The organism is Undibacterium umbellatum, from assembly GCF_014284125.1.
Classification (GTDB): Bacteria; Pseudomonadota; Gammaproteobacteria; order Burkholderiales; family Burkholderiaceae_D; genus Undibacterium; species Undibacterium umbellatum.
The window spans coordinates 24,694-46,867 of sequence record NZ_JACOFX010000020.1 but is presented as its reverse complement, the minus strand read 5'-3'; the positions used below and the strand labels follow the sequence as shown (position 1 = coordinate 46,867).

The following is a 22,174-nucleotide window of genomic DNA, read 5'->3' as shown; positions in this document are numbered from 1 at the left end:
TCATTTGTTGTCTATCGGCAGAACAAAGAAGAATTCACTGCCTTTACCGATGGTGCTGATAAAACCAATTTGTCCGCCATGATGTTCTATGATGGCTTTGGAAATACTCAGGCCCAGGCCAGTACCGCCTTTTCTTTGGAGCTCAGAAGTAATCGCCTGGGCGAACTTCTGGAAGATGCGATCGCGGAATTCATCCGCTATACCTATGCCCTGGTCGATGATGGCGACGCGCAATTGCCCTGGCTGCGAGGTCAGCAGCACATCAACACTGGCACCGTGGGGTGAGAATTTGGCTGCATTGGAGAGCAGGTTGATGAGGACCTGGGTGATGCGGTCGGTGTCTATTCTGACGATGTCGGCATCTTCGCCTTGAATTGCTGTTTGCAGCCTGAGGCCGACCTGGTGCTGTTCTGCGTAGGCGGCAGTAGCGGCGATGGCCTGTTCCAATACAGGAATCAAATGTACCTGGGCGAAATTGAATTCCATCTTGCCTGATTCTATTTTTTCTACGTCGAGGATGTCGTTGATCATCCTGACCAGGCGCTGGCAATTTTTGGTGGCGATGTCGAGGATTTTTTCGGCACTGTCAGGCATCTTTCCTAGCGCACCGCCCATCAGCAAACCCAGTGCGCCGCGTATGGAGGTCAGTGGGGTGCGTAATTCATGGGAAACGGTGGAAATGAATTCGTTTTTCATGATTTCGACTTTTTTGCGCTCGGTGATGTCGTAGGCGATGTTGAGGAAGCCGGATATATCACCTTTGCTGTCCTTCAGTGCGGTCACTGAGAGCATGACGGGCAGGTGGCTGCCATCCTTACGTTTATATGTCCATTCACTCTCATCAGCCATGCCCCGCAATGCACGCAAGGCAAAGACTCCGAAGCCGGCACTTACCTGTATATCAAATTCCTGGCTGAGTTTTGCGGCCCGGTTAGTCAGCTCAGCCATGTCATGCAGACAGACTGGTGTTTGCACGCCTATCATTTCTGTTGCAGAGTAACCCAGCATGAGTTCTGCGCCCTTGCTCCAGACTTGTATGAGGCCAGTGGTGTCGGTGGCGATGATGGAGAAGTTGGCGCTGTCAAGTATGGCGTTTTGCAGGGCGGTGGTGGCCGCCAGTTGAGCATTGAGGGCAAGGATGGCTTCTTCGGATTTCTTGCGCTGGCTGATATCTGTGCCGACAGTGCAGATACCGTAAATTTCGCCCGATTCATTGCGCAAGGGCGTGAGCATGAGGATGTGGGTGGTGTCGATCCCTTCGATTGTTAGGGAGATTTCTGTGCGGCGTATGGTCCCGGTCTGGATGACTTCAGCAGACATGCGCATGTATTGCTCTGCCTTGTCTCTGGAAAAGACATAAAAGACGCTTGTGCCGATCAGGCTGGCGATATTGGCGGGCTTGAAGAGCTTGTCGTATTCTTTGTTGGCGTAGAGGTAGTAGCCATTCTTGTCGCGCAAGCAGACAGCCGATGCGGTGCTATCCATGACCGCTTGCAGCAACATGAGGTTTTCATACTGGACAATTTCATCCCGCTTGCGCTGTGTGATGTCGGTGCCGACACCGCAAGCCCCAAAGACTTCACCATTGGCATTGATCAGGGGGGAACGCACGACGAGGTAAGTATGCATGCCATCTTTTTGCTGCACCATGGCTTCAGTGCGCAAGGCGGTCTTGGTGGCGATGACGGTTTGTTCTGCACTGCGGTACTTCCTCGCTAGATCTGGGGGAAAAACATCTTCTATGGTTTTGCCTATCAGTTGTTCACGCTTCATCTGGAAGACGGTTTCGTATTCCTTGTTGATGTAAAGGTAGCGGCCATCAAGATCGCGTACATGGATGTAGGATTCTGTGCCTTCCATGACGGTTTGCAGTAGCAGGCCACTGCGTATCAATTCTTCTTTGCTGGCTTGCAGTTCCAGCGTACGCTGTCTGACTTTGTGTTCGATATGAAAGGCATTGCCGCTGACGACCAGTAAATACACGCTGATGAGGCTGGTAAAGAATAAGCCGCCTATCAGGGTGGCCCAGGCAGACAATGAACGATGCAGTTGCCAATATACAGGCGAGGGGCGGGCGGTGAATTCAAACTGGTGGTCGCCGAGCAGGATGCTACTGTGGAATCGGGTTGTTGTGGGATACTGGCCCAGGGTGTTGTAGATTTCGCTCTTGTCAGCGGGGCTATTGAGGTCACGCAAGCGGAACAGGACCTGGGCGCGTGTTTCTTCAGAAAAAACCTGCCTGACTAGTTCATCTATGTGCAATACGCTGAGGACGACGCCACGAAAAGCAGCGCGCCTTTGTTCTATTGTTGACACTGAGCTGTTACGTGAGTAGACAGGAACAATAATCAGACTACCAGTGCCACTTTTTGATCTGTCCGTCCTGATAACGTTGAGTGGTGAAGTGGCAATCAACTGACCGGTGTCACGCGCTTTTTCTATGGCAGCTTTTCTGCCAGCTTCAGAGTAGAGGTCAAATCCCATAGCGGCCTGGTTGACTGCATATGGTTCGACATATTCTATGGGCAGATAAAACGGGCGTTCTGTTGCAGACCGGAAATTAATGTTGTCCAGGCTCTCTTTGATGCCGGATGCAATGTGAGTTTCTTTTTTGACTTTGGCTTCATGGGCGGGTCTGTCGCCATGCATCACCACGGGCGCCCAATCGACAGCGATGATGGTGCTTTCTCTTTGCAGTACCTTGCTGACGAAGCTGCCGAAATCTTCCCGCGAGACATGTTCGGAGCTGGTAAAAAACCGTTCCATATTCCACAGGAATTCGCTTTGGAAATCGAATCTATGCTGTATGGCTTGCACCATTCGGCTGGCTTCGGTTTCGAACTCTTTTGTTTGCCTTTCTACTTCAGATTCGCGCACGTAGAGGAAGATGGAAACAACGACGGATAAGGTCAATAGCAAAGGTACGCCTACATTAAGGCGACGGGATTTCCAGATAGTACGAGGTTGTCCTATCAGTATCATGACCAATGGTGCGACGATCAGGACACCAAGGATGTCACCTATCCACCAAGTAAGCCAGTTGCCAAACATGTCAGTCACTGGCAGTAACCCCAGGGTGAACAGGGAAAAAATTCCAATACTTGCATTGATCAGGCAACCAACCGGACCGGCCAGTAGGAGGAAGAGGGCAACATGGCGCTCAGTATCCAGTGCAGCCGGGTAGCCAACAAGGCTTTTGATGAGATAGGTGCTGACCACGGCTTGCAACAGGGCACCGGTGGCAACAAGCAGGGCAAGAGCGATTGTAGCTACCGTGAGTTGCCCTTGGCCTTCCCAGCCTATCCACAGATTGAACAGGCATGAACCCAGGGCCACACCCGGCAAGAGGCGATAACCTCCGGTCAGTACGGCGATGACGGCAATGCCTGCCGGAGGGAATACGGCTATGGCATAGCCGGGAGGAATTGCCAGCAACAAGGCGATACGTCCAAACAGGATATAGACGAAAGCAAGTTGCAGATTCCTTACGACCAGAGCGTCGGCATTGTTCAAGGATGATACGGGCAAGATACCTGGCTCCCCATAGTGAACACTTTTAGAACCTGTTTGCGATCTTGGAACCAGTTCACGATCTTACTGCGCGTGCGCAACCGGAGTCTACGCGGAATCATTTGCTGCTCAAAATGCTCATGCACGTGAGTACACTCCGCTTTTTGTGCTGCGTTCTTGTTCCCCAGGCCCCGCTGATGCCCGCTCGCTACAGATCTCGAACGGCCTCTTAGCCAAAAATTTGCTTTGGATAATTATATGACTGAAAGCAAGCCCTTGTGTCTATATTGATCTTGTGGAATTTGCGCGCCTATTTCTTTGCTAATACACAGGCTTGCCGGCGCAGCTGTCTGCCGCTATCTACGCTGTTTTTTCTTGTGATTCTCATACGAAACACTGTGTTAAGAAAAATTTGTACTGATTAAATAATCAGTGTATAGTGTTGTTCAGGGCGAGTTGCGCCTTGTTGCCAAGCTGTAGTATCCCTCAGATAAAAACCACGGACCCTGCTTTGAAAAAAGTAGGGTTTTTGGTTTTTAACGCCTTGTTTTTATTGATTATTTTTATTTATTAAAACTTTCGTTGGGTCGAATTCAGATGTTGTTTTCTTGCCGCGTTTATGTGTTAGGCTGTAATAAGAAAAATTTGCACTGATTAAATAATCAGTATATAGTGTTGTTCAGGGCGAGCTGCGTCCTGTTGCCAAGTTGTAGTATCCCTCAGATAAAAACCACGAGCCCTGCTTTGTAAAAAGTGGGGTTTTTGGTTTTGACCTTCAGGATTTTTTATAATCTTCTGCGCCGTATTTTCAGGGAATTTCCCTGTCAATGTTGGAGCTTAAGAAAAATTTGCACTGATTAAATAATCAGTATATAGTTCTACTCAGGGCGTTTTGCGTCCTAAAGAATTTGATTTGTTAGAGTTGATCTGGCCCCGCTACTGTAAAGCAGCGGGGCTTTTTGTTTTCTGCGTTTTGTTGGCGAATTTTGTTGATGAGTGTAGAAAATTGTCAGAATCGCACCGCGCAGCATGTTTGTGCTGGTGCTCAGGCTTTTACCTGTTTGTGATTGCAAGCGTATCACCCTACACATCGTGCTGACCATACTGAACGCGAAGCAGCAGACAGGTAAATCTTTTCAGGCGTTGACGGGGATCATGGGAATGTGCGCAGGCAAAGTAGTCCTTGCAGATGCGCTGCCCATGATTCCCGGACGGGCCAATACTGATCAACCTGGAGCAGGACAAGCTGCAAGGCATCCTGAAAATTAATGAGTGAAAGCAAAAATGCGAAGGCTAATGTTGTATCCACGCCTACATCGAAACCAGCACCCAAGACACGCGGGCGACCGAAGAAAGCAGTAAGCCAGTCGACGTTGACTGTCAGGGATGCGATTGCCAAAGCAGGTGAGGAACTCGGCGGTGCTTTGCGCCTGGCGCAATGGGCGCGTGAAGACCCGACCAATGAAAAAGCATTCTGGACAGTGCTGTATCTGAAGATTTTACCCTTGCAAGTCAATGGTGCAGGTGAAAACGGCGAGCATTTGATTAGTGATATTGCCATCAAACTGGTCAAGCCCAATGCAAATTGAATGTGAATTCCCTGAAAAACTGGAATTTTTATTCCAGCCTGCGCGTTACAAGGTGGCGCGTGGAGGCCGTGGCAGTGGCAAGTCCTGGGGCTTTGCCCGCGCCTTGCTATTGCTGGGTGTGCAGAATGTGGAGCGGATTTTATGTGCGCGTGAATTGCAGAAGTCGATCAAGCAATCGGTGCACCAGCTTTTGCGTGATCAGATCGCGGCTCTTGGGCTAAGCAACTTCTATCAGGTGTATGAATCAGAAATTCGCGGCATGAATGGCACACGTTTTTATTTCAGTGGTTTGTCTGACCAGACGGCTGACAGTATCAAGTCTTTTGAAGGTTGTACCAAGGTGTGGATAGAAGAAGGTCAGAGTGTCTCAGATAGGTCATGGAGTATTTTGATACCGACGATACGCACTGCCGGATCCGAAATCTGGGTGACTTATAACCCAGAACTGGAAACCGATCCTACCCATCAGCGTTTTGTCGCACGGCCACCGCATGATTGTGTCTCGATTTTGATGAACTGGCGGGATAACCCCTGGTTCCCGGAAGTGCTGGAGAGAGAAAGGCAAACCTGCATGCAGCGTGAACCTGAAGCTTATAAGAATATCTGGGATGGTGAATGTAAACCTGCGGTAAGTGGCGCTATTTATTACCACGAAGTTGCAGGCGGACAGGGCAGGATTTGTCATGTGCCGTATGACCCCATGCTGAAAGTGCATGTAGTGGTGGACCTGGGCTGGAATGATGCAATGGCGATCAGCCTGGTGCAGAGACAAAGTTCGGAATTGCGGGTGATTGAATACCTGGAAGACAGCCATCAAACCCTGGATTATTACTCTGCCTTGTTGAAGCAAAAGAATATGAATTGGGGAAAACTATTTTTACCTCACGATGGCCGCAACAAGGACTTCAAGACTGGCAAGAGCGCAGAAGAAATCATGACGGCTCTGGGCTGGGATGTGGCGATCACGCCGAGCATGAGTGTGGAAGATGGCATACGTCTGACGCGCATGACATTTGGACGCTTGTGGTTTGATGCGGATAAAACTGCGCGTCTGATTGAGTGCGTCAAGCGTTACCGTCGCGTGATTAATCAAAGCACGAATGAAGCGGGCGCACCCTTGCATGACGAGTTCAGTCATGGTGCGGACAACTTGCGCTATATCTGCATCAATGCGGAGGCGATGTCGAATGAAGAATGGGGCGGCAAACTGAATTACCCTAAATTTACTTATGCATAGAGGATGGAATGGCTAAAGCTTTATCTCAAGACGAATTGAAAGCACTGGTGCAGACAGAAATGCGCCAGAGCCTGGGTTATTCATCTTCGCGTTTGTCGCAAGCCAGGCAAAAGGCGGAATATTATTATCTTGGCCTGGCGGTTGGTGATTTGTCACCGCCAGAAGTGGATGGGCGTTCATCGGTAGTTTCTACCGATGTGCGTGACACGATAGAGTCTATGCTGCCGCAATTGATGGTGACGTTTTGCGGTGGTGATTCAATTGTCGAATTTGAACCGCAAAACCCGGACGACGAAGCCAGGGCCAAGGCGGCGACCGAGTATATCAATTACCTGTTCTTTAAAAAGAACAATGGTCACAAGATAGCTTATGTGTGGATGAAGGACGCTCTGCTACAAAAAAATGGTATCGTCAAGGTGTGGTGGGATACGCGTTTTGAAGAGGCGAAAGAAGAATATAAAGGTCTGAATCAGATAGAGTTGGCGCAAATCCTGGATGATCCTGAAATTGAGGTGATAGCTCAGCAGACTTATCCGGATGAGGATGATGCCAAACAGCGTCAGCAGGCGGTCGAACAGATTAACCAGCAAATCAGTCTGCAAATGCAGCAGGCACCACAAGCGAACGCTCAGCAACCCGGACAGCCACCTGGTCAGCCAAATATGCCGCCAGCTAATCCAGCGGTGCAGCAGTTGCAAGCGCAGTTACAGCAAATTCAGGCACAGCCACCTGAAATGCTGTATGACATTACTTGCAAGCGCGTGAAGACTGGCGGCAAGATACAGATCGACAATGTGCCACCTGAAGAATTTCTGATTGCGCGCAATGCCAAGGACATACAGACAGCCAAGTTTGTCGGCCACAGAGTGCAACGCACGGTCTCTGAGCTGAAATCCATGGGTTACAAGAACGTGGACAATATCGGTGGCGAAGATCAGGGGCAAGCCTTGAATCTGGAACGCGTACAGCGACTGAGCTGGAATGATGAAAATGCCTATTTGTCAGACGAAGCGACGAGTGCCGATGATAGTCAACGCAAGATCTGGATCACGGAAGCTTATGTGCGTTGTGATTTTGACGGTGATGGCATCAGTGAATTACGCAAGGTAACTGTGGCGGGTAATGAGTTGCTTGACAATGAAGAGGTGGATTTCATCCCCTTTGTTGATATTACGCCTGTGCCATTGCCGCATACTTTTTTTGGTCTGTCGATTGCCGATCTGGCGATGGAAAGCCAGAAAACCAAGACCAGTATCCTGCGCAGTCAGCTTGATAATCTGTATTTGAACGTCAATGGCCGCTATTACGCAGTGGAAGGTCAGGTGAATCTGGATGATTTGCTGACGTCGCGCCCAGGTGGTGTGGTGCGTATCAAACAGCCCGGCGCGGTGGGCAGACTTGACCAGGCGCAAGGTAATACTGGCGAAGCCATGGGCCTGCTCGATTACATACAGCAAGACCTGGAAAACAAGACAGGTTGGACGCGCTATAGCCAGGGCAATGACTCTGATGGCTTGAACCAGACTGCGCAGGGGATGAATATCATCACCAACAAGGCGGATATGCGTCTGGATTTGATCTCACGCAACTTTGCGGAAGGTTTTACTGAGTTGTTCAAACTGGTGTTGAAACTGATATGCCAGCATCAGGACAAGAAGGCACAGGTCAGATTATCAAATGGCTGGGTGGATATTGATCCGCGTGAATGGCGCAACCAGTTTGACGTGAGTATCAATGTTGGTATAGGTCTGGGTAACAAAGACCAGAAAGTGAATCATCTGATGGCCTTGCTGGCGCAGCAGGAGAAGGTTTTTCCTTTGGGGATAGCGAATCCGCAAGGGATTTACCAATCGAGTTCTGAACTGGCGCGCTTGCTGGGTTTTAAGAATGGCGACAAGTTTTTTAGCGATCCAGCTAAAAATCCACCAGCACCGCCACCACCGCCTGATCCTGCACAAATGCAGATGCAGGCGGAGCAGCAAAAAACACAGATGCAAATGCAGGCCAGTAAAGAAAAGCACATGATGGAGATGCAAATGCGTGAACGTGAATTGCAGCAGGAAGCCATGTTGCGCGAGCGTGAACTGCAACTGGAAGCGCAAAAACAGCAGGCGCAGTCGCAGAATGATATGCAGGAACGCCAGCATAAAGCGCAACTGGATGCACAGCTTGCCCAGCAGCGCATGGAGTTTGAGCGTTGGAAAGCGCAGTTGGAGGCAGAAACCAGGATGATGGTCGCCCGTATTACAGCGGAGGCAAAGATGCAGCCGCAACCACAACTGGATGCTTGCTTCGTGGATGGAATGACTACCGAAATGACAAATGGACTGACAGGAGTGAATGATGAGCACATTTGAACAACGCGTACACGCAGCCAGCCGCGGCAGGGAAGTGCTGGAGAATGAAGCCTATCAGCAGGCATTTGCTGATATAGAAAATGAGGTCACAGAAAAATGGAAAAACTCTCCAGCACGCGACGCCGAGGGACGGGAAAAACTCTGGATGTATCTGGCCATGTTGAAGAAACTCAAAAGCCAGCTCGATACAACGCTGGAAACCGGCAAGCTGGCGCAACTGGAAGTGGAGCACAAACAGGGCCTGATGCATCGTTTGAAGAACTGGTGAAGGCGGTACAAGATTTCAAGGGCTGGAAGGATTCTGTTGCAATGGCTTTTCATCCGCATCCTACGGTGGCGATGATACAGACAGCCAAGGGCTGGGTCAGAGTGGCATGTGGCGAGGCTGCTTATCAGCTCAATAGTGGTGAAATTATCAAAGTCTAGTGTTAGTCCGGCACACTGGATGGCCGCGATAGCGGTTTTTCTGCCGGATAAATCTTAACGCCGTGAGGCGCCGGGAATGGGTGGAAGTCCCATTCATTGATTGGAGATGGAATATGGACAATCAGGTAACTGAACCCACAAGTAGTGCTTTGAATGTAGATGGTGCAGCGCAAGCCATGGGCGCCTTTCTGGAACCTCAGGCACATGAAAAGAGTGCTCAGGCTCTGGAGAAGGAAGTTCTGGATGACTTGAGTGGTCGACGGGACAGAAATGATACTTTTTCTGAAGAGCCTGTCACTGAGGATGCAGAACAGGACTTGTACGCCAGAGATGATGAGGCTGTCACCATAGTAGTAGATGGCAAGACTGTCAATTTATCGAAGGCAGAACTGGCAGATGCCTATAAAAACGGCTTGCGTCAATCCGACTATACCAGAAAGACCATGGAAGTGGCTGAGCAGCGTAAAGCCGCTGATGCTGAGATCCAGCGGGCTACCCAGGAGCGCCAGGAATATGCCAGCAATCTGCAAAAGATGGCGGCGCAAATCGAAGGCGCTTTGAACCAGCAACAGCAGATAGACTGGGAACATTTGCTGGACAATAACCCGGCTGAATATCTGAAACAGCAGCACCTCTATCAAAGGAGACAAGCAGCCTATCAGAAAAATATTCAGCAACAACAACACCTGGCGCATATTGCCCAGGCAGAGCAGGCGCACCATCTGCAGTCTGTGCTCCATACGCAGCAAGAAGAACTTCTTGCCAAGCTACCGGACTGGAAAGACAGCAGAAAGGCTGAGGCTGAAAGTAACGCCATTCGCCGCTATCTATTGGAGCAAGGTTTTGAACATCATCTGGTAGACAGCATTGCCGACCACAAGGCAGTTTTGCTGGGACGCAAAGCCATGTTGTACGACGCCATGATGTCTAAAGCCAATGCGGCAGCCAAACGTGTGACGAGCATACCGCAAAAGGTAGTCAGACCGGGTGTGGGCGAATCGCCCGGTGGTGATGGTCGTCAGGCTGCCATGCAGCGTCTTGCCAAATCCGGCAGAGTTGAAGACGCTGCATCCCTTTTTGCAAAATTTATTTAAGGTCGCGAGACCCCGGAGAAATCTATGACAGCACCAAGCAATACCTATGTAACGACCAGTGCAATCGGTAACAAGGAAGATCTCAGCGATATTATCTATCGTATTTCGCCTACCACTACGCCCTTGATGAATATGGCGGCCAAGGCCAAGGCCAGCAATACTTTGCATGAATGGCAAACGCAGGACTTGGCCAGTGCAGTGACCACCAATGCGCAAGCAGAGGGTGATAATGCCACGGCCAAGAGCGTGACGCCGACTGTGCGCTTGAGTAATCGTACGCAAATCGCATCGAAGACCGTGATCGTCTCTGGTACCCAGCAAGCGATGAACCCGGCGGGTCGCAAGGATGAACTGGCTTATCAGTTGTCCATGGCTTCACTGGAGTTGAAGCGTGATATGGAGTCGGCTCTGTGTCAACTCGATGTGGCAGCAACTTCGCCACGCCAGGCACGTGGTTTGATCGGTTGGGTAGTTGATAATGTCGATAACAATGCCGGTACTTTGGCATCGTATACCGGTAACACTGGCCGCACGGTCGGTACACCGCGCGCTTTTACTGAAGCACAGTTGAAGAACGTCTTGCAGAAATGCTATAGCGCTGGTGGCGAGCCTGACACCATCATGGTTGGCCCGGCGCAGAAACAGACTTTCTCTACATTTTCTGGTAATGCTACACGCTTTGACAAGTCGGAAGACGCCAAGCTGTATGCTGCGATTGATGTGTATGTATCTGACTTTGGTTCCTTGAAGGTGGTACCGAACCGATTCCAGGCAGCGCGTGATGTGTTTGTCTTGCAGGCCGACAAATTGGCTCTGGCTTATTTGCGCCCGTTTAGCACTATCGAACTGGCGACGACAGGCGATGCAGTACAGCGTGAACTGGTGGTGGAGTACACGCTGGAATGCCGTGCACCGAAAGCGCATGGTGCGATTTACGACGTCTTGTAATTGTTGATGTTCGAATATGCAGCCATCGGTTTTTGATGGCGACATAAAAAGCTGGCGGGTGCAAGCCCCGCCTTTTTCAATTGAATCAAAACGCTGTGAAGCGCAGGAGGTTTTATGAATGGTGGATACATCACCGTGTCGAGTCAGACCACCGGGGTGGCAATCGCCACTTCGGGTACGTCTGCATCTGCAACTATTCCAACAATGTCCAGCGGTGAATTACCGCGCTTTATCCGTGTCGCGGCGACCGCGCCAGCTTGTGTGCGACTTGGAAAATCATCTGCGACTGCTTTGAGCACTGATTTGCAGGTGCAGCCTGGCGACGCGGTCATCCTGAGTGTGAATGGCAATGACAGGATCGCCGCGATACAGGTGGCTGCTGCGGGTGTCGTACAGGTTTCCCCACTGGAGAACATGTAATGGCAGTCACGACCAATATCCATGTAGAAGGTGGTGATGTTACGTTTGAGCGTGTGCAGGATTGCACGGCCATTGCTGAGCATACTCAAGCGCTGCACAAGGAAGGAAAGCATGGTTCGGCTGATATGCGGCATGCAGCGTCTTTCCCCATGGTGATCGTAGAGAAATATCTGAATGACAAAGGTATCAGTTTCCAGGAATTCATGGCGGAAGCCGTGCATGTAAAGAGCATGCTGGCTGATCCTGCACTGTCTGCCTTTCGTGTCTGGGGAGGCCAGGTATGAGCGCTATCACTGATTATGCAAGTCTGCAGACAGCCGTGAGTAGCTGGTTGCATCGTACTGATCTGACACCGTTCATTGCTGATTTTATTGCTTTGGCTGAGGCCAAGATGTCGTCGGATATTGTTGCACGACCCATGGATGTACGCAGCAATCTACCGACAATAGCTGGCAATGCCTATGTGAACTTGCCGCTTGATATGCTGGAAATGAGGAGGTTGATATTGCGCAGCGATCCGGTGACGGTGCTGCGTTATGCTTCTCCAGATCAGCTCAGCGCTGATCACGCAGGTGCCGCAACTGGCACACCAGTGGCATTTTCTGTCATTGGCCAACAGCTGCAATTGGCACCGGTACCGGATGCAGCTTATCAACTGGAATTGACTTATCAGCAGCGCATACCAGCTTTGTCAACTATCAATACGACGAACTGGTTGCTGGCGGCTTTTCCCAACGCGTACCTGTACGCTGCTTTATGCGCAGCCCAGCCTTTCATCATGAATGATGCGCGTATTCCTACCTTTGAAAAACTGTATTTGCAAAGTGTGGACGCCATTAATTCCATAGACTGGTATTCAGGTTCAACCATGCAAGTGAGGGCTAAATAATGGCACTGGAAACCGCAAACTATATCAATGATTTGACGATCACGAATCCAACCGCATCTGATCCAAAATCTCAAGGTGATGATCATATCCGTATGCTAAAAACGGTATTGAAGGAATGCTTCGCTGGTTTCACTGGTGCTGTGATTATTACTGCGGCAGAAACGGGTACAGCGGCAGCGCATGTCTTGAATCCAGCAACTGCTTTGTTAGCATACACGACCGGGCTGATGCTGTTGTATCGACCAGTCTATGCAGGTACGGGTGCTCTGACAGTGAATGTGTCTGGTCTCGGCGCAAAACCTGTCAAGACTTTGCTGGGGGCAGAGCCTACTGCCGGTGACATTGTTGCCAACCAGCCATTGCTGTTGATGTATGACGGTACAAATTTCGTCATTATTGCAGGGTCAGAGACTTTGCTGCGGACTGGCAATCAGACCATGACGGGGAATTTGACTATGGTCGGGAATCAGATCGTCACAGGTGATTTTTCGGTGTCGGGCAAACTGAGTGGACCAGGCATGTCAGCAAAAGGTAATGTCGATGGTCAAATATGGGCAGGGGCTCAGGACTTTACTGCTGCAACAATCACCGCTGCAACCAAAACGACAGGAACGGCTACCAACGAAGTCGCTACATGCGCTTTTGTTGTCGCGCAGGCTTTCTCTCCTGTTTTGCCTGGACAAACCGGGAATGCGGGCAAGGTGCTGACGACGGATGGTGCTAACGCGAGTTGGGGGACAAACGCCGCGAGTGTACTGTATTTATACAACAATTTCTGAGGATAAGTATGGCAGCAAATATTTCACCAATTTTCCCGCTGATACCCAGGGTTCTGATATCAGCTCCGATCACTGTAGCAAATACCAGTAAAGATGGTACTGGTCCTGTCACGCAAATTTCTCTTGCAGCAGGCCCGAATGGCGCGTTCGTAGAGAGCGTTGAAGCCTTGCCAGTTGGAACAAATGCGGCATCAGTCTTGCGTGTATTTCTCAATAATGGCTCTGCTACGACGACGTCTGCAAATAATATTTTGTGGGAAGAAATTAGTCTGCCTGCCACTGTATTGAGCGAGGTCGCGGGTCAGACGAAAGTGGTTATTCCATTGAATCGCGCTATTCCAGCTGGTTATACACTCTATGCCACTGTCGGTACTTCAGTGACTGCAGGCTGGCGTGTGCGTGTACATATGGGGGATTATTGACTATGTCTTCAGGTTTTCCAGGAATTCCAGGCGCTCCAATGGGATCGCCAAACTACCAGATATTCGAAAGGTCCGGCAGTTTCATTTTGCCACAGGCCCTGAACTTTATTGTAGACGTGTTTGGTGGCGGCGGTAGTGGTGGCGGTGGCTACACCGCAGGTTCTGCTTCTGCGTCAAGTGGGGGAGGGGGCGGAGCAAGGAATAGGCAGTTTTTCACGGCGTTGACGCTCCAGCCAGGGACAAATTGTCCTGTTGTGGTTGGTGCAGGCGGAGCAGCGGTAATTTCGCCAGGCAGTCATGTAGGGGGGAATACCGGCGGGAAATCGTCGTTTGGTAGTCCAGCATTAGGAATTTTTGTGGAAGCCTATGGCGGGGCAGGGAGGAGCGGTGATGGTGCCGGTGGTGGCGGGATAGCAAGCGCTGGCTCTGGCAGGATAGGGGGAAATCCCACCATAAGTGGAAATGGACTCTCCGGTAGCATCAATGCAAACGCATCCTCTGACTATGGTGGAGCACATGGTTGGTCTCATGGTTTGACGTCTCCAGGAAACGCTGTATGGGGCGGCGGAGGTGCAGGTGCCTCGAATCAAGGTGGCGGCAGCATTTTCTCTGCAGGTGGTGGGGGAGGCTATCAACAAAATGCTGGCGCATCAGGTCAATATGCACCTGGCGGTTCCTGGTCTTCTTCACCCAAAAATGGCATTTTGCGCGCACTGCAGGGCGGCGGTGGTTGGGGAGGGAGAGGCGCAAATTCGCCGGGAGCAAATGGTGTAGACGGCGGGTTGCCGGGTGGCGGTGGCGGTGGAGTTGACGGAACTGTTGGCGCAGTCACTGGCAAGGGAGGTGACGGCCTTGTAATCATTTACTGGTGGTAATCATGAAAAGCGCAGAAATTCAAGAAGGCATCGTAGTTAATATAGCTTTAGGCATGGTGGCTACTTACATCCCTTGTGATGATACGGTTTCCATTGGCGACCATTGGGATGGCAAGGCATTCACCAAACCATTAATAGAGGAGAAAATTCATGGCAGTTAGTGCTAATGGTGTTGCTGGAGATCCGACTGACCAACGCTCGCAACTGCGTAACGGTAATGCCGCCGAATGGTATAAACAATTTGGTAGAACCGGAGATCAAGCCGGTATTGATTACTGGAACCGGGAAATTGCCAACAAAGGTCAGGAGTTAGCTCAGCGAGCTTTCTACCAGGCGGCCAGCGACAATTTAATCTCAGGTCGAGGTGTTGGTACTGTTCAGGAATCCGGCTCTGTTCACACCAACGGAATTTCGGCAGCTGATTTTTACACGCCTTTTGGCAAAGTGGGTGATCAGGCAGGCATCGACTATTGGAACAAGGAGATCAAAACTAAGGGCATAGTTTCAGCTCGTGAAGCTTTCCAGGTTGCTGCAGCGCAAAACATGGTAAGCGGCAAGGGTATAGGATCTGGCAATATTCAAAGTGCTGCGAGTACGCAAGCTAATGACGCCACATCGATAGAAGCGAGCAATGCCGGTTCAAAATCTGGGACAGCAAATGGGATGCCTACAGCGGAATACCTGGCTGCCCAGAACGCGAGGATGGCAGCTTTGGGAAATGTTGGTGGTCCTTATCAGGCTGGTGATCTGGGTATGCCTGGCGCAAGTGGTCGCCCGGATTACGAACAAAAACTTGCCGCTATGCGCATGCAATCCGAATTGGCAACCGCTGCTGCCAATCGCCAAAAACAGCTGGCGGTCAAGCCATTTGATAGTGTTCCGTCATCTGGTATGTACGCCAGCGATCCACTGATCGATATGCAGCGCCGGATTGCTGAGGCGCAATCCATGAATCCTGCTCAACAGGAATTCCTGCGGCAACAAATGTTTCAACTGGCTCCTCAGCAATTGCAGCAATTGGGTGGAATTGACGAAGAGCATCAGACGTATGCAAAAGCATACAACAATGGCGCATACAATAATGCGCAGCAGCAGTTATTCAATCTGCGTCAGGCATATGGCATGGCCGGGATGGAGACTCCTGCAAATCAACAACAGACAGCACAGGCGCAACAACAGCAAGCACAAAACCCCTATGTGCAGCCGTTCCAGCGGACAGACGCCTATAACAAGGCAGTGAATACGGACTGGTCTAGTCCGAATCAGCCCGGAGCGCAGGACTATTGGCACAACCAAGGGGCTTGGGGGCAGCAGCAGGCAAATCAGCAGTCACAAGAAGGACACCCGAATCCCTATAGCTATGGCGTACAGAACAGTCATTTACAAAATCCATTTCAGCAGTACCAGCAAAACCCGTATGGTTTACATAGTCAACAAAATCAGCAGAACCCGTATGGTCAGCAAAACCAGGGATTTCAAAACAGTTTCCAGCAGCCAAAAGGTCTCTTAGATCAGGGGCAACAACTGGTCAGTCAAAATCGCTACGGATTGCTAAGTGCATATGGCTCTCGTTAAAGTGCAGCAAGTTGGTCAATATGGTGTCAACAAAGACTTGTCACAGCATGAGTTGCCCATCAATGCCTGGACAGATGCCCGGAACATCCGTTTCATTGACGGCTATGCATATCAATTTTATGGTCATGGGGAGGTTTATAGTTCACCTGCAGTGATACCCCAGTATGTATTTGCTGTAACTATATCCGGGAATCGGTATTGGGTATATTTGTCTGCGGGAAAAGCACATGCTGTGACTTATTCGGGTGGTTCTGTAACACATACTGACATAACGCATCTGACACCGCGTAATGGTGTCGTCAATCAATGGACGCATGCCCTCTTATCTGGATTGCCAATAGTGAATGTAGGTGACACGTCTAAAATACCAATGACCTGGGACTTGAATGGCTCAAACAAATTCGTTGATCTGGTCAACTGGCCTACCAATACTTACTGTAAGTCCTTACGGGCTTACAAAAATTTTCTGGTTGCCCTGAATGTCACCGCTGCTGGCATCAATAAACCTTTTCTGGTGAAATGGTCGCATCCTGCTGATCCAGGGGCATTTCCATCAACGTGGGACTCGGCAGATACCACCAAGGATGCTGGTGAAACTGATCTTGCTGAAGCCATCAGTCCTATCGTGGATGGCTTGTCGTTGCGGGATTCATTCATCATTTATACAGAAAACTCTACCCATAGAATGGATTATGTTGGCGGGCAATCAGTATTCAGATTCTCTAAAATAATGGGAATGTCTGGCATGCTGAATCGCAATTGTGCGGTAGAGTTTGATGGCTGGCACTTTGTCGTTACTGGCTCAGATGTCATCGTTCATGATGGACAGTCGGTCACATCTGTATTAGACAAACAGACACGCAGGTCATTTTTTCAAAACATTGATGTAACAAACCGGGGATTGGTATTTTGCTTCAAAAATCCTTTCCTGAACGAGATTTACCTCGCTTATCCATCAATCGGGGCAAGCGCTTGCGACCAGGCCATGGTGTACAACTTCGTAGACAAAACGGTGTCATTTCGTGATTTGCCAAATGTCAATCATGCAAGTTACGGTTCTGTGTCCACAGACTTGGGCGGAGCCTGGGGGCAAGACTCCGATTCGTGGGATTCAGATTTGACATTCTGGAATGGACCAGACTATACACCGGATTCTGCCCGTGTCTTGATGGCATCCAATGACAGAAAACTGTACATGCTCGATGCCTCAGCAAGCTTCAACGGTAGCATACCCCCAGCTTATCTGGAACGTCGGGGGCTTTCGTTTGATACAGCTGAAAGCATCAAATGCGTCAGGGGTATCAGAGCAAGAATATCCGGGAACGTTGGGGAAACTGTAATCATTAGTGTAGGAACAGCGGCGACACCTTATGCAGACCCAACTTATACGGATGTGACCTATACCATAGGTTCAAGTGTCGCATCGGACCTGTTCGTTTCAGGTCGTTACATAGCCATCAAATTCGCAACGGGGACCGCATTTCAATGGCGGCTTGATTCTTTCGATTTTGACGTAGAAACAATGGGGGCATGGTGAGAGCATCCAATCTTGGCACTGTTAATTACGCCCCTGGGCAAGTACCTACAGACGCTGCAGAAATGCAGCGTTTTTTTATGTCTGAACTGCAAAAAATAGCGGTAGCCATCAGTCTGAATGGATTAGGTCATTTAGAAAAAACTACCGTTGCCCCAATCAAACCCAGGGACGGAGATATCAGCTATGCCGACGGAACGCTATGGAATCCCGGCTCTGGTGGCGGAATCTATTACTACAAAGGCGCAGCATCGGCCTGGATACTTTTAGGATAATTATGGACACATTATTTAGTTCCGACACTCAAGCCATGCCTGGCCGCGGCCTGCTCAACATGAAAAAAGAAAGCAAGGACCCTATAAAACTGGCTTCCATGCTGATGCAAAGTCCGACGCCTCAGACTGTGCAAAAAATAGTATCGCAATTGCACGCAGCAAAGTTGCCCGATGCCGACAAGTGGATGCAAGTATTGTCTCATTACGCCAATGATCCGAAAACACTGGTGACGATTGCTCAAGAAGTCATGAGGAATGCCAGCCCCGATCAAGGGGGAATAGCAAGCGCGGGCTGCGTTGAAAATGTTGAGGAGTGAAGCAATAGAAAAATCTTTCGCGGCGGTTGAGTCTCGACTAGGCGGTATGACCTTGAATGAATTCAAAGTGTTGACAAAAGAATTTGAAGCAGTACCGATTCATTACCAGGGTACATTGGCAGGTGCCATGCTGGTTTTGGGTAACGAAGTCCATTGTTGTGTTGACCCAACTCTCAAGGGGAAATGGTTTGGGCGTGTCGCTTTGAGGACAATTACCGGAATCATTAATGAATACGGTGAAGCGATTTCAAGAGCATCAACAGAAGATGGTAAAAAAATATTACTTTCACTCGGATTCAAACAAGACGGTGAAATTTACAGGAGTACAAGGACATGGGCATCGAAAAAGCATTAGGCATGATAGCTGGGCCAATAATTGGAGGGTTGTTTGGTAGTCGCGGCAGCAGTCCATCACAATCTGCACCTACAACTCAGACCGTAAAAAATGAAATAGATCCTCGCATGGCCGCAATTTTGTACGGTAGCGGGAAGACACTCAAGGATGGCGCGAAACCAACCGGAACAGATGCCAATGGTCGGCCTGTCTATGCGGAGTCAGATTACAATCCGGCATCGCAGGGTTTGCTATCTCGTTTTCAAGGATTGCTTGACAAACCACAAAATCAAGGTCTGCAGTCGTTCGGAAACTACAATAATGCTTATCTGAACAACGACTTGCCCTTCGATATGGGGCAATTGCGGCATGTTTCATGGGCATTGTCTGATAGTGGCGGAAAAGCACATCAGATGCAGGCTGCGCAGGGTGGCTACACATCGCCATTCGACGTCGCTCAATCGGCTTTCCCTTTTAGTAATCAAGGACCGCACACTGCAAATGCGAATACGGCAAATGTCAGCCTGATCAATGCGCCAGGGCAAAATGGTCTTGATCTGAATCACGCATATAGCGATGTGATTTACGGACAGTTGGGAAACAATCCATTTCTTGCTGGTTCCATACAAAAAGGTTTGAACCAAAGTAACGCTAATTTCCAAAATCTCAAAGACGACATGCTGACCAGCTTCAAGCAAGACTTGCTGCCATCTATTCGAGGAGATGCGATTGTCAATGGTCAGTATGGCGGTTCTCGCCAAGGTCTGGCTGAAGGAAAAGCAGCGGACTCCCTTGCAAGAAACATGACCCGGGCATTATCGCAAGTAGCCCAAAATCAAACGGATGCAGCGGTGGCTGCCCAGGCGCAGGCGTATGGGCAAGACAGGCAGAATCAGCTTTCTGCATTGGCAGGTCTGTCAGGTCAGCAATTCAACGTAGCTGGTCAGAACGCAGGTTTCCAGAATCAAACCAACCTTTCCAATGCCCAAATGTTGAATCAGAACAACCAGTTTAACGCCGGTGTCGGCAATAACTACTTAAGCCAATTACTGCAGAACAATCAGTTCAATGCCGCAGCACTAAATGCCGCCAATGCTATGCAGTACGGCGGCAATCAGCAGATGAACATGGCTAACCTGAACAACAAGCAAGGGGCCAATCAGTACAATGCTGGCGCTTTATTCAATATGGATCAGCTCAACAGCCAGAACAAGGCAACTGGTGCCGGATTGCTTTCAAATCTGGCGAATCAACAATACGGCTATGCAAACAATCAAAATGATTATGCGTTGAACCAGGCCGGGAAAATCAACAACTTGATTTCTCCCTATGCGAACCTTGGCAGCACGCAAACTAGCACTGGAACAACACCGGTTTACCAAAACACCGGCGCGAATATCCTTGGAGGCGCGATGGCTGGTGCACAATTGTTCAAGCAGTTTGGCGGAATATTCAGTGGAACCAATTCTGGCGGAAATCAAGTAGTCGCAGATGGAAGTCAGCCAGTGTTTACACCTTATGAACATAGCAAATAGAGGCAAAGATGGGACTACTAGATTTTTTTTCAGGCGGGGGCGATGACCCGCAATCGCAGGCGCAAATGGCTGCCGCTATGGCGCTCTTGCAAGCTGGCGGGCCTTCTCGTACACCAGTTTCGCTCGGGCAGGCTTTAGGTGGAGCGATGCAAAGTTACCAGCAAACTTTGCAAACTACAAAAGATCGGCAACAACAGCAAGTATTAAGGAGCAGACTGGCTTTAGAAAATGCTTCAATGCCCTTGTCAGCCAGACGTGATTCGTTACGACAACTGACCAATCAGGCAACAGCAGAGCTTACTTCGGGAAGCAAATTCGATCCATGGCGGCGAGCTCTACAGGGCGATCCCACAAAACCTTTTCTTGGCGGCAGGGCATACTTCCCTGATGTACAGCGCTTTTCTGGTGACAATTTCGAGGCAAGCAATATTGACGATCCTTATCCAACTTTCTGCCGTCGCTGATATCGATATTGCTTACTATCAAGCTTGGCATTGCATCGAACGGAAAACTGCAACGAATGAGCTCAGTGCTTTGCAGCCAATTTTTCTTGCGATGTAAGCACCAGACCATCTAAGTTGAGTAAGAAATGACCCGCTTTGGCGGGTTTTTGTTTTTGAACATCTTACACAAGCACAAGCCTGTCCATGAACATCACATGACGATGAAGAGAGGAATGCAAGATGAAAGCCAAGTTTCTATCTTTGTATTTTATTTGCAGGCTCATCCTCGAGGCATCTCAAGATCGCCGCATTGCAGTCCGTCCAGCTTAAAGGAAAGAAAAAATCACAGCCAGATTTCCCTGGCAATTTATCGATAGGACTTACTTCATGAAACTACCAGATCATGCTCAAACTGCCGCCAGCCAGGTGCTGGAAGCTGTCGTCAACAACCCAAAAGCCGCGCTGGCCGTACCCGCAATTACCACAGCAATTGCACCCTTAAGTTCAATTGCCGAACTACAAGGTTACTTGTCGATTGCTTCCATGTTCATCGGCATAGCGATTTCGCTCATTCTGCTACGCCAGCGCTGGGTCAGCCTGCAAACAACAGAAATTGAAAGACTAGAAGCAGAACAACGATGGAAAGAACATCAACATGAACAACTTTAATACTTGCATTGCTCCCATATTAAAAAACGAAGGTGGCACCAGCAACCATCCGCTGGATGCTGGCAAACTTACCCGGTTCGGTATCAGCCAGCGTAGCTACCCCAAGCTGGATATTGCAGCGCTCACGGCAGAGCAAGCCAAAGCACTTTACAAGCGTGATTTTTGGGATGCTAATCAGCTGGACCAATTCCCGTTGGTCGTTGCCTTTGAATTCTTCGATTGCGCGGTCAACTGCGGAGCTGGCACGGCAGCAAGATTGCTGCAACGTGCCGTTGGTGTCGCTGAAGACGGCATCATCGGCCCCATCACCCTGGCAGCAGTTGGCAAGTTCAATGCCGACAAACTGCTCAAACGCATGCTTGCTCACCGCATCAAGTTCTACACCAAATTATCCAACTGGCCTACCTTTGGTGCGGGTTGGGTCAACCGCCTGGCAAACAATGCTTTATGGGAGACAGATCATGTTTGAAAAAATCAATGCAGTCATTAATCTTTTTCGCAAAGGCAGCGAGATCAGCAATGTTGAACTCTGGAAAAACGGCGGCATCTCAGTCGCCGCTCTGGCCGCAGCATTGGGTGCGCTGGCGCAATTTGGTGACGCATTTGGTATCCATTTGGCCATCACCTCAGAACAGCTCAATGGTGTTGCTATTGGCGTCGTCAGTCTTGTCGGTGTCGTGCTCCCTGTCATTACCTCTAAAAGAGTCGGTCTATTGCCAGCAAAAGCAGGGCAACCCGCTCCAATCGAAGATCATAGTTTCATCGGCAGCGTGCCAGCAATATCAACACCTATGGCAACAGCCGCGCTGCAACATCAGCCTGACACCACAGTTGTCGACAGCGACAATCCGCTTGCCGGGCTCAACACCACATTCCGTGGTTGATTCGGCGCGCGACTACCTCAACTCAATCGACGGCATCACTTTGAAATATACATGTCAATTTT

General features: G+C 49.8%; 26 protein-coding genes. 25 read left to right on the top strand and 1 reads right to left on the bottom strand.

What is annotated here, in order from left to right:
• Complete coding sequence (locus tag H8L47_RS25165; RefSeq protein ID WP_186956434.1) at window positions 1-3,528, bottom strand: CHASE domain-containing protein; 3,528 nt, start codon at window positions 3,526-3,528, stop codon at window positions 1-3.
• 1,011 nt (window positions 3,529-4,539) lie between these two features.
• Here H8L47_RS25165 and H8L47_RS25160 point away from each other — a divergent pair.
• The 25 genes from H8L47_RS25160 to H8L47_RS25040 all read left to right on the top strand — a co-directional run bounded on the left by H8L47_RS25160 (window position 4,540) and on the right by H8L47_RS25040 (window position 22,112).
• Window positions 4,540-4,779 carry a hypothetical protein gene (locus H8L47_RS25160; RefSeq protein ID WP_186956433.1) on the top strand — a complete coding sequence of 80 codons (240 nt, stop codon included), beginning with the start codon at window positions 4,540-4,542 and terminating at the stop codon, window positions 4,777-4,779.
• On the top strand, window positions 4,779-5,099 hold the full coding sequence (locus H8L47_RS25155; protein WP_186956432.1) for a hypothetical protein: 321 nt from the start codon (window positions 4,779-4,781) through the stop codon (window positions 5,097-5,099). Before H8L47_RS25160 ends, H8L47_RS25155 begins: the two co-directional genes overlap by 1 nt.
• On the top strand, window positions 5,089-6,336 hold the full coding sequence (locus H8L47_RS25150) for a PBSX family phage terminase large subunit (RefSeq protein WP_222616678.1): 1,248 nt from the start codon (window positions 5,089-5,091) through the stop codon (window positions 6,334-6,336). The genes H8L47_RS25155 and H8L47_RS25150 overlap by 11 nt, the downstream gene beginning before the upstream one ends.
• An 8-nt stretch (window positions 6,337-6,344) precedes the next feature.
• Complete coding sequence (locus H8L47_RS25145; RefSeq protein ID WP_186956431.1) at window positions 6,345-8,693, top strand: portal protein; 2,349 nt, start codon at window positions 6,345-6,347, stop codon at window positions 8,691-8,693.
• The gene (locus H8L47_RS25140; RefSeq protein ID WP_186956430.1) at window positions 8,680-8,961 is read left to right on the top strand and encodes a hypothetical protein; all 282 of its coding nucleotides are present in this window, start codon (window positions 8,680-8,682) and stop codon (window positions 8,959-8,961) included. The genes H8L47_RS25145 and H8L47_RS25140 overlap by 14 nt, the downstream gene beginning before the upstream one ends.
• Window positions 8,958-9,119, top strand: coding sequence for a cupin domain-containing protein (locus H8L47_RS25135; RefSeq protein ID WP_186956429.1), 162 nt, complete (start codon window positions 8,958-8,960; stop codon window positions 9,117-9,119). The genes H8L47_RS25140 and H8L47_RS25135 overlap by 4 nt, the downstream gene beginning before the upstream one ends.
• Window positions 9,120-9,232: 113 nt before the next feature.
• The gene (locus tag H8L47_RS25130; protein WP_222616677.1) at window positions 9,233-10,213 is read left to right on the top strand and encodes a hypothetical protein; all 981 of its coding nucleotides are present in this window, start codon (window positions 9,233-9,235) and stop codon (window positions 10,211-10,213) included.
• 24 nt (window positions 10,214-10,237) lie between these two features.
• Window positions 10,238-11,161, top strand: a complete 924-nt coding sequence (locus H8L47_RS25125; RefSeq protein ID WP_186956428.1) for a DUF5309 domain-containing protein — start codon at window positions 10,238-10,240, stop codon at window positions 11,159-11,161.
• A 135-nt stretch (window positions 11,162-11,296) separates the two neighbouring features.
• Entirely contained in the window at window positions 11,297-11,581 is a 285-nt protein-coding gene (locus tag H8L47_RS25120; protein ID WP_222616676.1) for a hypothetical protein, read from the top strand.
• The gene (locus tag H8L47_RS25115) at window positions 11,581-11,865 is read left to right on the top strand and encodes a hypothetical protein (RefSeq protein ID WP_186956426.1); all 285 of its coding nucleotides are present in this window, start codon (window positions 11,581-11,583) and stop codon (window positions 11,863-11,865) included. The genes H8L47_RS25120 and H8L47_RS25115 overlap by 1 nt, the downstream gene beginning before the upstream one ends.
• On the top strand, window positions 11,862-12,470 hold the full coding sequence (locus tag H8L47_RS25110; RefSeq protein WP_186956425.1) for a phage adaptor protein: 609 nt from the start codon (window positions 11,862-11,864) through the stop codon (window positions 12,468-12,470). Before H8L47_RS25115 ends, H8L47_RS25110 begins: the two co-directional genes overlap by 4 nt.
• The gene (locus H8L47_RS25105; RefSeq protein WP_186956424.1) at window positions 12,470-13,249 is read left to right on the top strand and encodes a hypothetical protein; all 780 of its coding nucleotides are present in this window, start codon (window positions 12,470-12,472) and stop codon (window positions 13,247-13,249) included. The genes H8L47_RS25110 and H8L47_RS25105 overlap by 1 nt, the downstream gene beginning before the upstream one ends.
• 8 nt (window positions 13,250-13,257) lie before the next feature.
• Window positions 13,258-13,671, top strand: coding sequence for a hypothetical protein (locus H8L47_RS25100; RefSeq protein ID WP_186956423.1), 414 nt, complete (start codon window positions 13,258-13,260; stop codon window positions 13,669-13,671).
• Window positions 13,672-13,709: 38 nt separating this feature from the next.
• Window positions 13,710-14,546: a hypothetical protein gene (locus H8L47_RS25095; protein ID WP_186956422.1), complete on the top strand. Its 837-nt coding sequence runs from the start codon at window positions 13,710-13,712 to the stop codon at window positions 14,544-14,546.
• Window positions 14,547-14,548: 2 nt separating this feature from the next.
• A complete protein-coding gene (locus H8L47_RS25090; protein ID WP_186956421.1) occupies window positions 14,549-14,707 on the top strand; it encodes a hypothetical protein in 159 nt (52 codons plus the stop codon).
• Window positions 14,697-16,121, top strand: coding sequence for a hypothetical protein (locus H8L47_RS25085; protein WP_186956420.1), 1,425 nt, complete (start codon window positions 14,697-14,699; stop codon window positions 16,119-16,121). Before H8L47_RS25090 ends, H8L47_RS25085 begins: the two co-directional genes overlap by 11 nt.
• Entirely contained in the window at window positions 16,108-17,658 is a 1,551-nt protein-coding gene (locus tag H8L47_RS25080) for a hypothetical protein (RefSeq protein WP_186956419.1), read from the top strand. Before H8L47_RS25085 ends, H8L47_RS25080 begins: the two co-directional genes overlap by 14 nt.
• Before the next feature lie 77 nt (window positions 17,659-17,735).
• Complete coding sequence (locus H8L47_RS25075; RefSeq protein ID WP_186956418.1) at window positions 17,736-17,930, top strand: hypothetical protein; 195 nt, start codon at window positions 17,736-17,738, stop codon at window positions 17,928-17,930.
• A 59-nt stretch (window positions 17,931-17,989) separates the two neighbouring features.
• Complete coding sequence (locus H8L47_RS25070) at window positions 17,990-18,247, top strand: hypothetical protein (protein ID WP_186956417.1); 258 nt, start codon at window positions 17,990-17,992, stop codon at window positions 18,245-18,247.
• A 52-nt stretch (window positions 18,248-18,299) separates the two neighbouring features.
• Window positions 18,300-18,602 (top strand): hypothetical protein, encoded by a 303-nt coding sequence (locus H8L47_RS25065; protein ID WP_186956416.1) that lies wholly within the window; start codon window positions 18,300-18,302, stop codon window positions 18,600-18,602.
• The gene (locus H8L47_RS25060) at window positions 18,581-20,116 is read left to right on the top strand and encodes a hypothetical protein (protein WP_186956415.1); all 1,536 of its coding nucleotides are present in this window, start codon (window positions 18,581-18,583) and stop codon (window positions 20,114-20,116) included. Before H8L47_RS25065 ends, H8L47_RS25060 begins: the two co-directional genes overlap by 22 nt.
• Window positions 20,117-20,124: 8 nt before the next feature.
• On the top strand, window positions 20,125-20,580 hold the full coding sequence (locus H8L47_RS25055) for a hypothetical protein (protein WP_186956414.1): 456 nt from the start codon (window positions 20,125-20,127) through the stop codon (window positions 20,578-20,580).
• A gap of 366 nt (window positions 20,581-20,946) precedes the next feature.
• Entirely contained in the window at window positions 20,947-21,228 is a 282-nt protein-coding gene (locus H8L47_RS25050; protein ID WP_186956413.1) for a hypothetical protein, read from the top strand.
• Window positions 21,215-21,697, top strand: coding sequence for a glycoside hydrolase family 108 protein (locus H8L47_RS25045; protein WP_186956412.1), 483 nt, complete (start codon window positions 21,215-21,217; stop codon window positions 21,695-21,697). The genes H8L47_RS25050 and H8L47_RS25045 overlap by 14 nt, the downstream gene beginning before the upstream one ends.
• A complete protein-coding gene (locus H8L47_RS25040; RefSeq protein WP_186956411.1) occupies window positions 21,690-22,112 on the top strand; it encodes a hypothetical protein in 423 nt (140 codons plus the stop codon). The genes H8L47_RS25045 and H8L47_RS25040 overlap by 8 nt, the downstream gene beginning before the upstream one ends.
• Window positions 22,113-22,174: the final 62 nt, after the last annotated feature.

Coding starts and splice junctions, on each gene's coding strand:
- H8L47_RS25050 (WP_186956413.1), top strand. CDS start 20,947: ATGAAACTACCAGATCATGCTCAAACTGCCGCCAGCCAGGTGCTGGAA.
- H8L47_RS25040 (WP_186956411.1), top strand. CDS start 21,690: ATGTTTGAAAAAATCAATGCAGTCATTAATCTTTTTCGCAAAGGCAGC.
- H8L47_RS25155 (WP_186956432.1), top strand. CDS start 4,779: ATGAGTGAAAGCAAAAATGCGAAGGCTAATGTTGTATCCACGCCTACA.
- H8L47_RS25160 (WP_186956433.1), top strand. CDS start 4,540: ATGTTTGTGCTGGTGCTCAGGCTTTTACCTGTTTGTGATTGCAAGCGT.
- H8L47_RS25150 (WP_222616678.1), top strand. CDS start 5,089: ATGCAAATTGAATGTGAATTCCCTGAAAAACTGGAATTTTTATTCCAG.
- H8L47_RS25075 (WP_186956418.1), top strand. CDS start 17,736: ATGTCTGAACTGCAAAAAATAGCGGTAGCCATCAGTCTGAATGGATTA.
- H8L47_RS25095 (WP_186956422.1), top strand. CDS start 13,710: ATGGGATCGCCAAACTACCAGATATTCGAAAGGTCCGGCAGTTTCATT.
- H8L47_RS25085 (WP_186956420.1), top strand. CDS start 14,697: ATGGCAGTTAGTGCTAATGGTGTTGCTGGAGATCCGACTGACCAACGC.
- H8L47_RS25060 (WP_186956415.1), top strand. CDS start 18,581: ATGGGCATCGAAAAAGCATTAGGCATGATAGCTGGGCCAATAATTGGA.
- H8L47_RS25140 (WP_186956430.1), top strand. CDS start 8,680: ATGAGCACATTTGAACAACGCGTACACGCAGCCAGCCGCGGCAGGGAA.
- H8L47_RS25130 (WP_222616677.1), top strand. CDS start 9,233: ATGGACAATCAGGTAACTGAACCCACAAGTAGTGCTTTGAATGTAGAT.
- H8L47_RS25080 (WP_186956419.1), top strand. CDS start 16,108: ATGGCTCTCGTTAAAGTGCAGCAAGTTGGTCAATATGGTGTCAACAAA.
- H8L47_RS25100 (WP_186956423.1), top strand. CDS start 13,258: ATGGCAGCAAATATTTCACCAATTTTCCCGCTGATACCCAGGGTTCTG.
- H8L47_RS25125 (WP_186956428.1), top strand. CDS start 10,238: ATGACAGCACCAAGCAATACCTATGTAACGACCAGTGCAATCGGTAAC.
- H8L47_RS25045 (WP_186956412.1), top strand. CDS start 21,215: ATGAACAACTTTAATACTTGCATTGCTCCCATATTAAAAAACGAAGGT.
- H8L47_RS25110 (WP_186956425.1), top strand. CDS start 11,862: ATGAGCGCTATCACTGATTATGCAAGTCTGCAGACAGCCGTGAGTAGC.
- H8L47_RS25145 (WP_186956431.1), top strand. CDS start 6,345: ATGGCTAAAGCTTTATCTCAAGACGAATTGAAAGCACTGGTGCAGACA.
- H8L47_RS25090 (WP_186956421.1), top strand. CDS start 14,549: ATGAAAAGCGCAGAAATTCAAGAAGGCATCGTAGTTAATATAGCTTTA.
- H8L47_RS25105 (WP_186956424.1), top strand. CDS start 12,470: ATGGCACTGGAAACCGCAAACTATATCAATGATTTGACGATCACGAAT.
- H8L47_RS25055 (WP_186956414.1), top strand. CDS start 20,125: ATGGGACTACTAGATTTTTTTTCAGGCGGGGGCGATGACCCGCAATCG.
- H8L47_RS25115 (WP_186956426.1), top strand. CDS start 11,581: ATGGCAGTCACGACCAATATCCATGTAGAAGGTGGTGATGTTACGTTT.
- H8L47_RS25070 (WP_186956417.1), top strand. CDS start 17,990: ATGAAAAAAGAAAGCAAGGACCCTATAAAACTGGCTTCCATGCTGATG.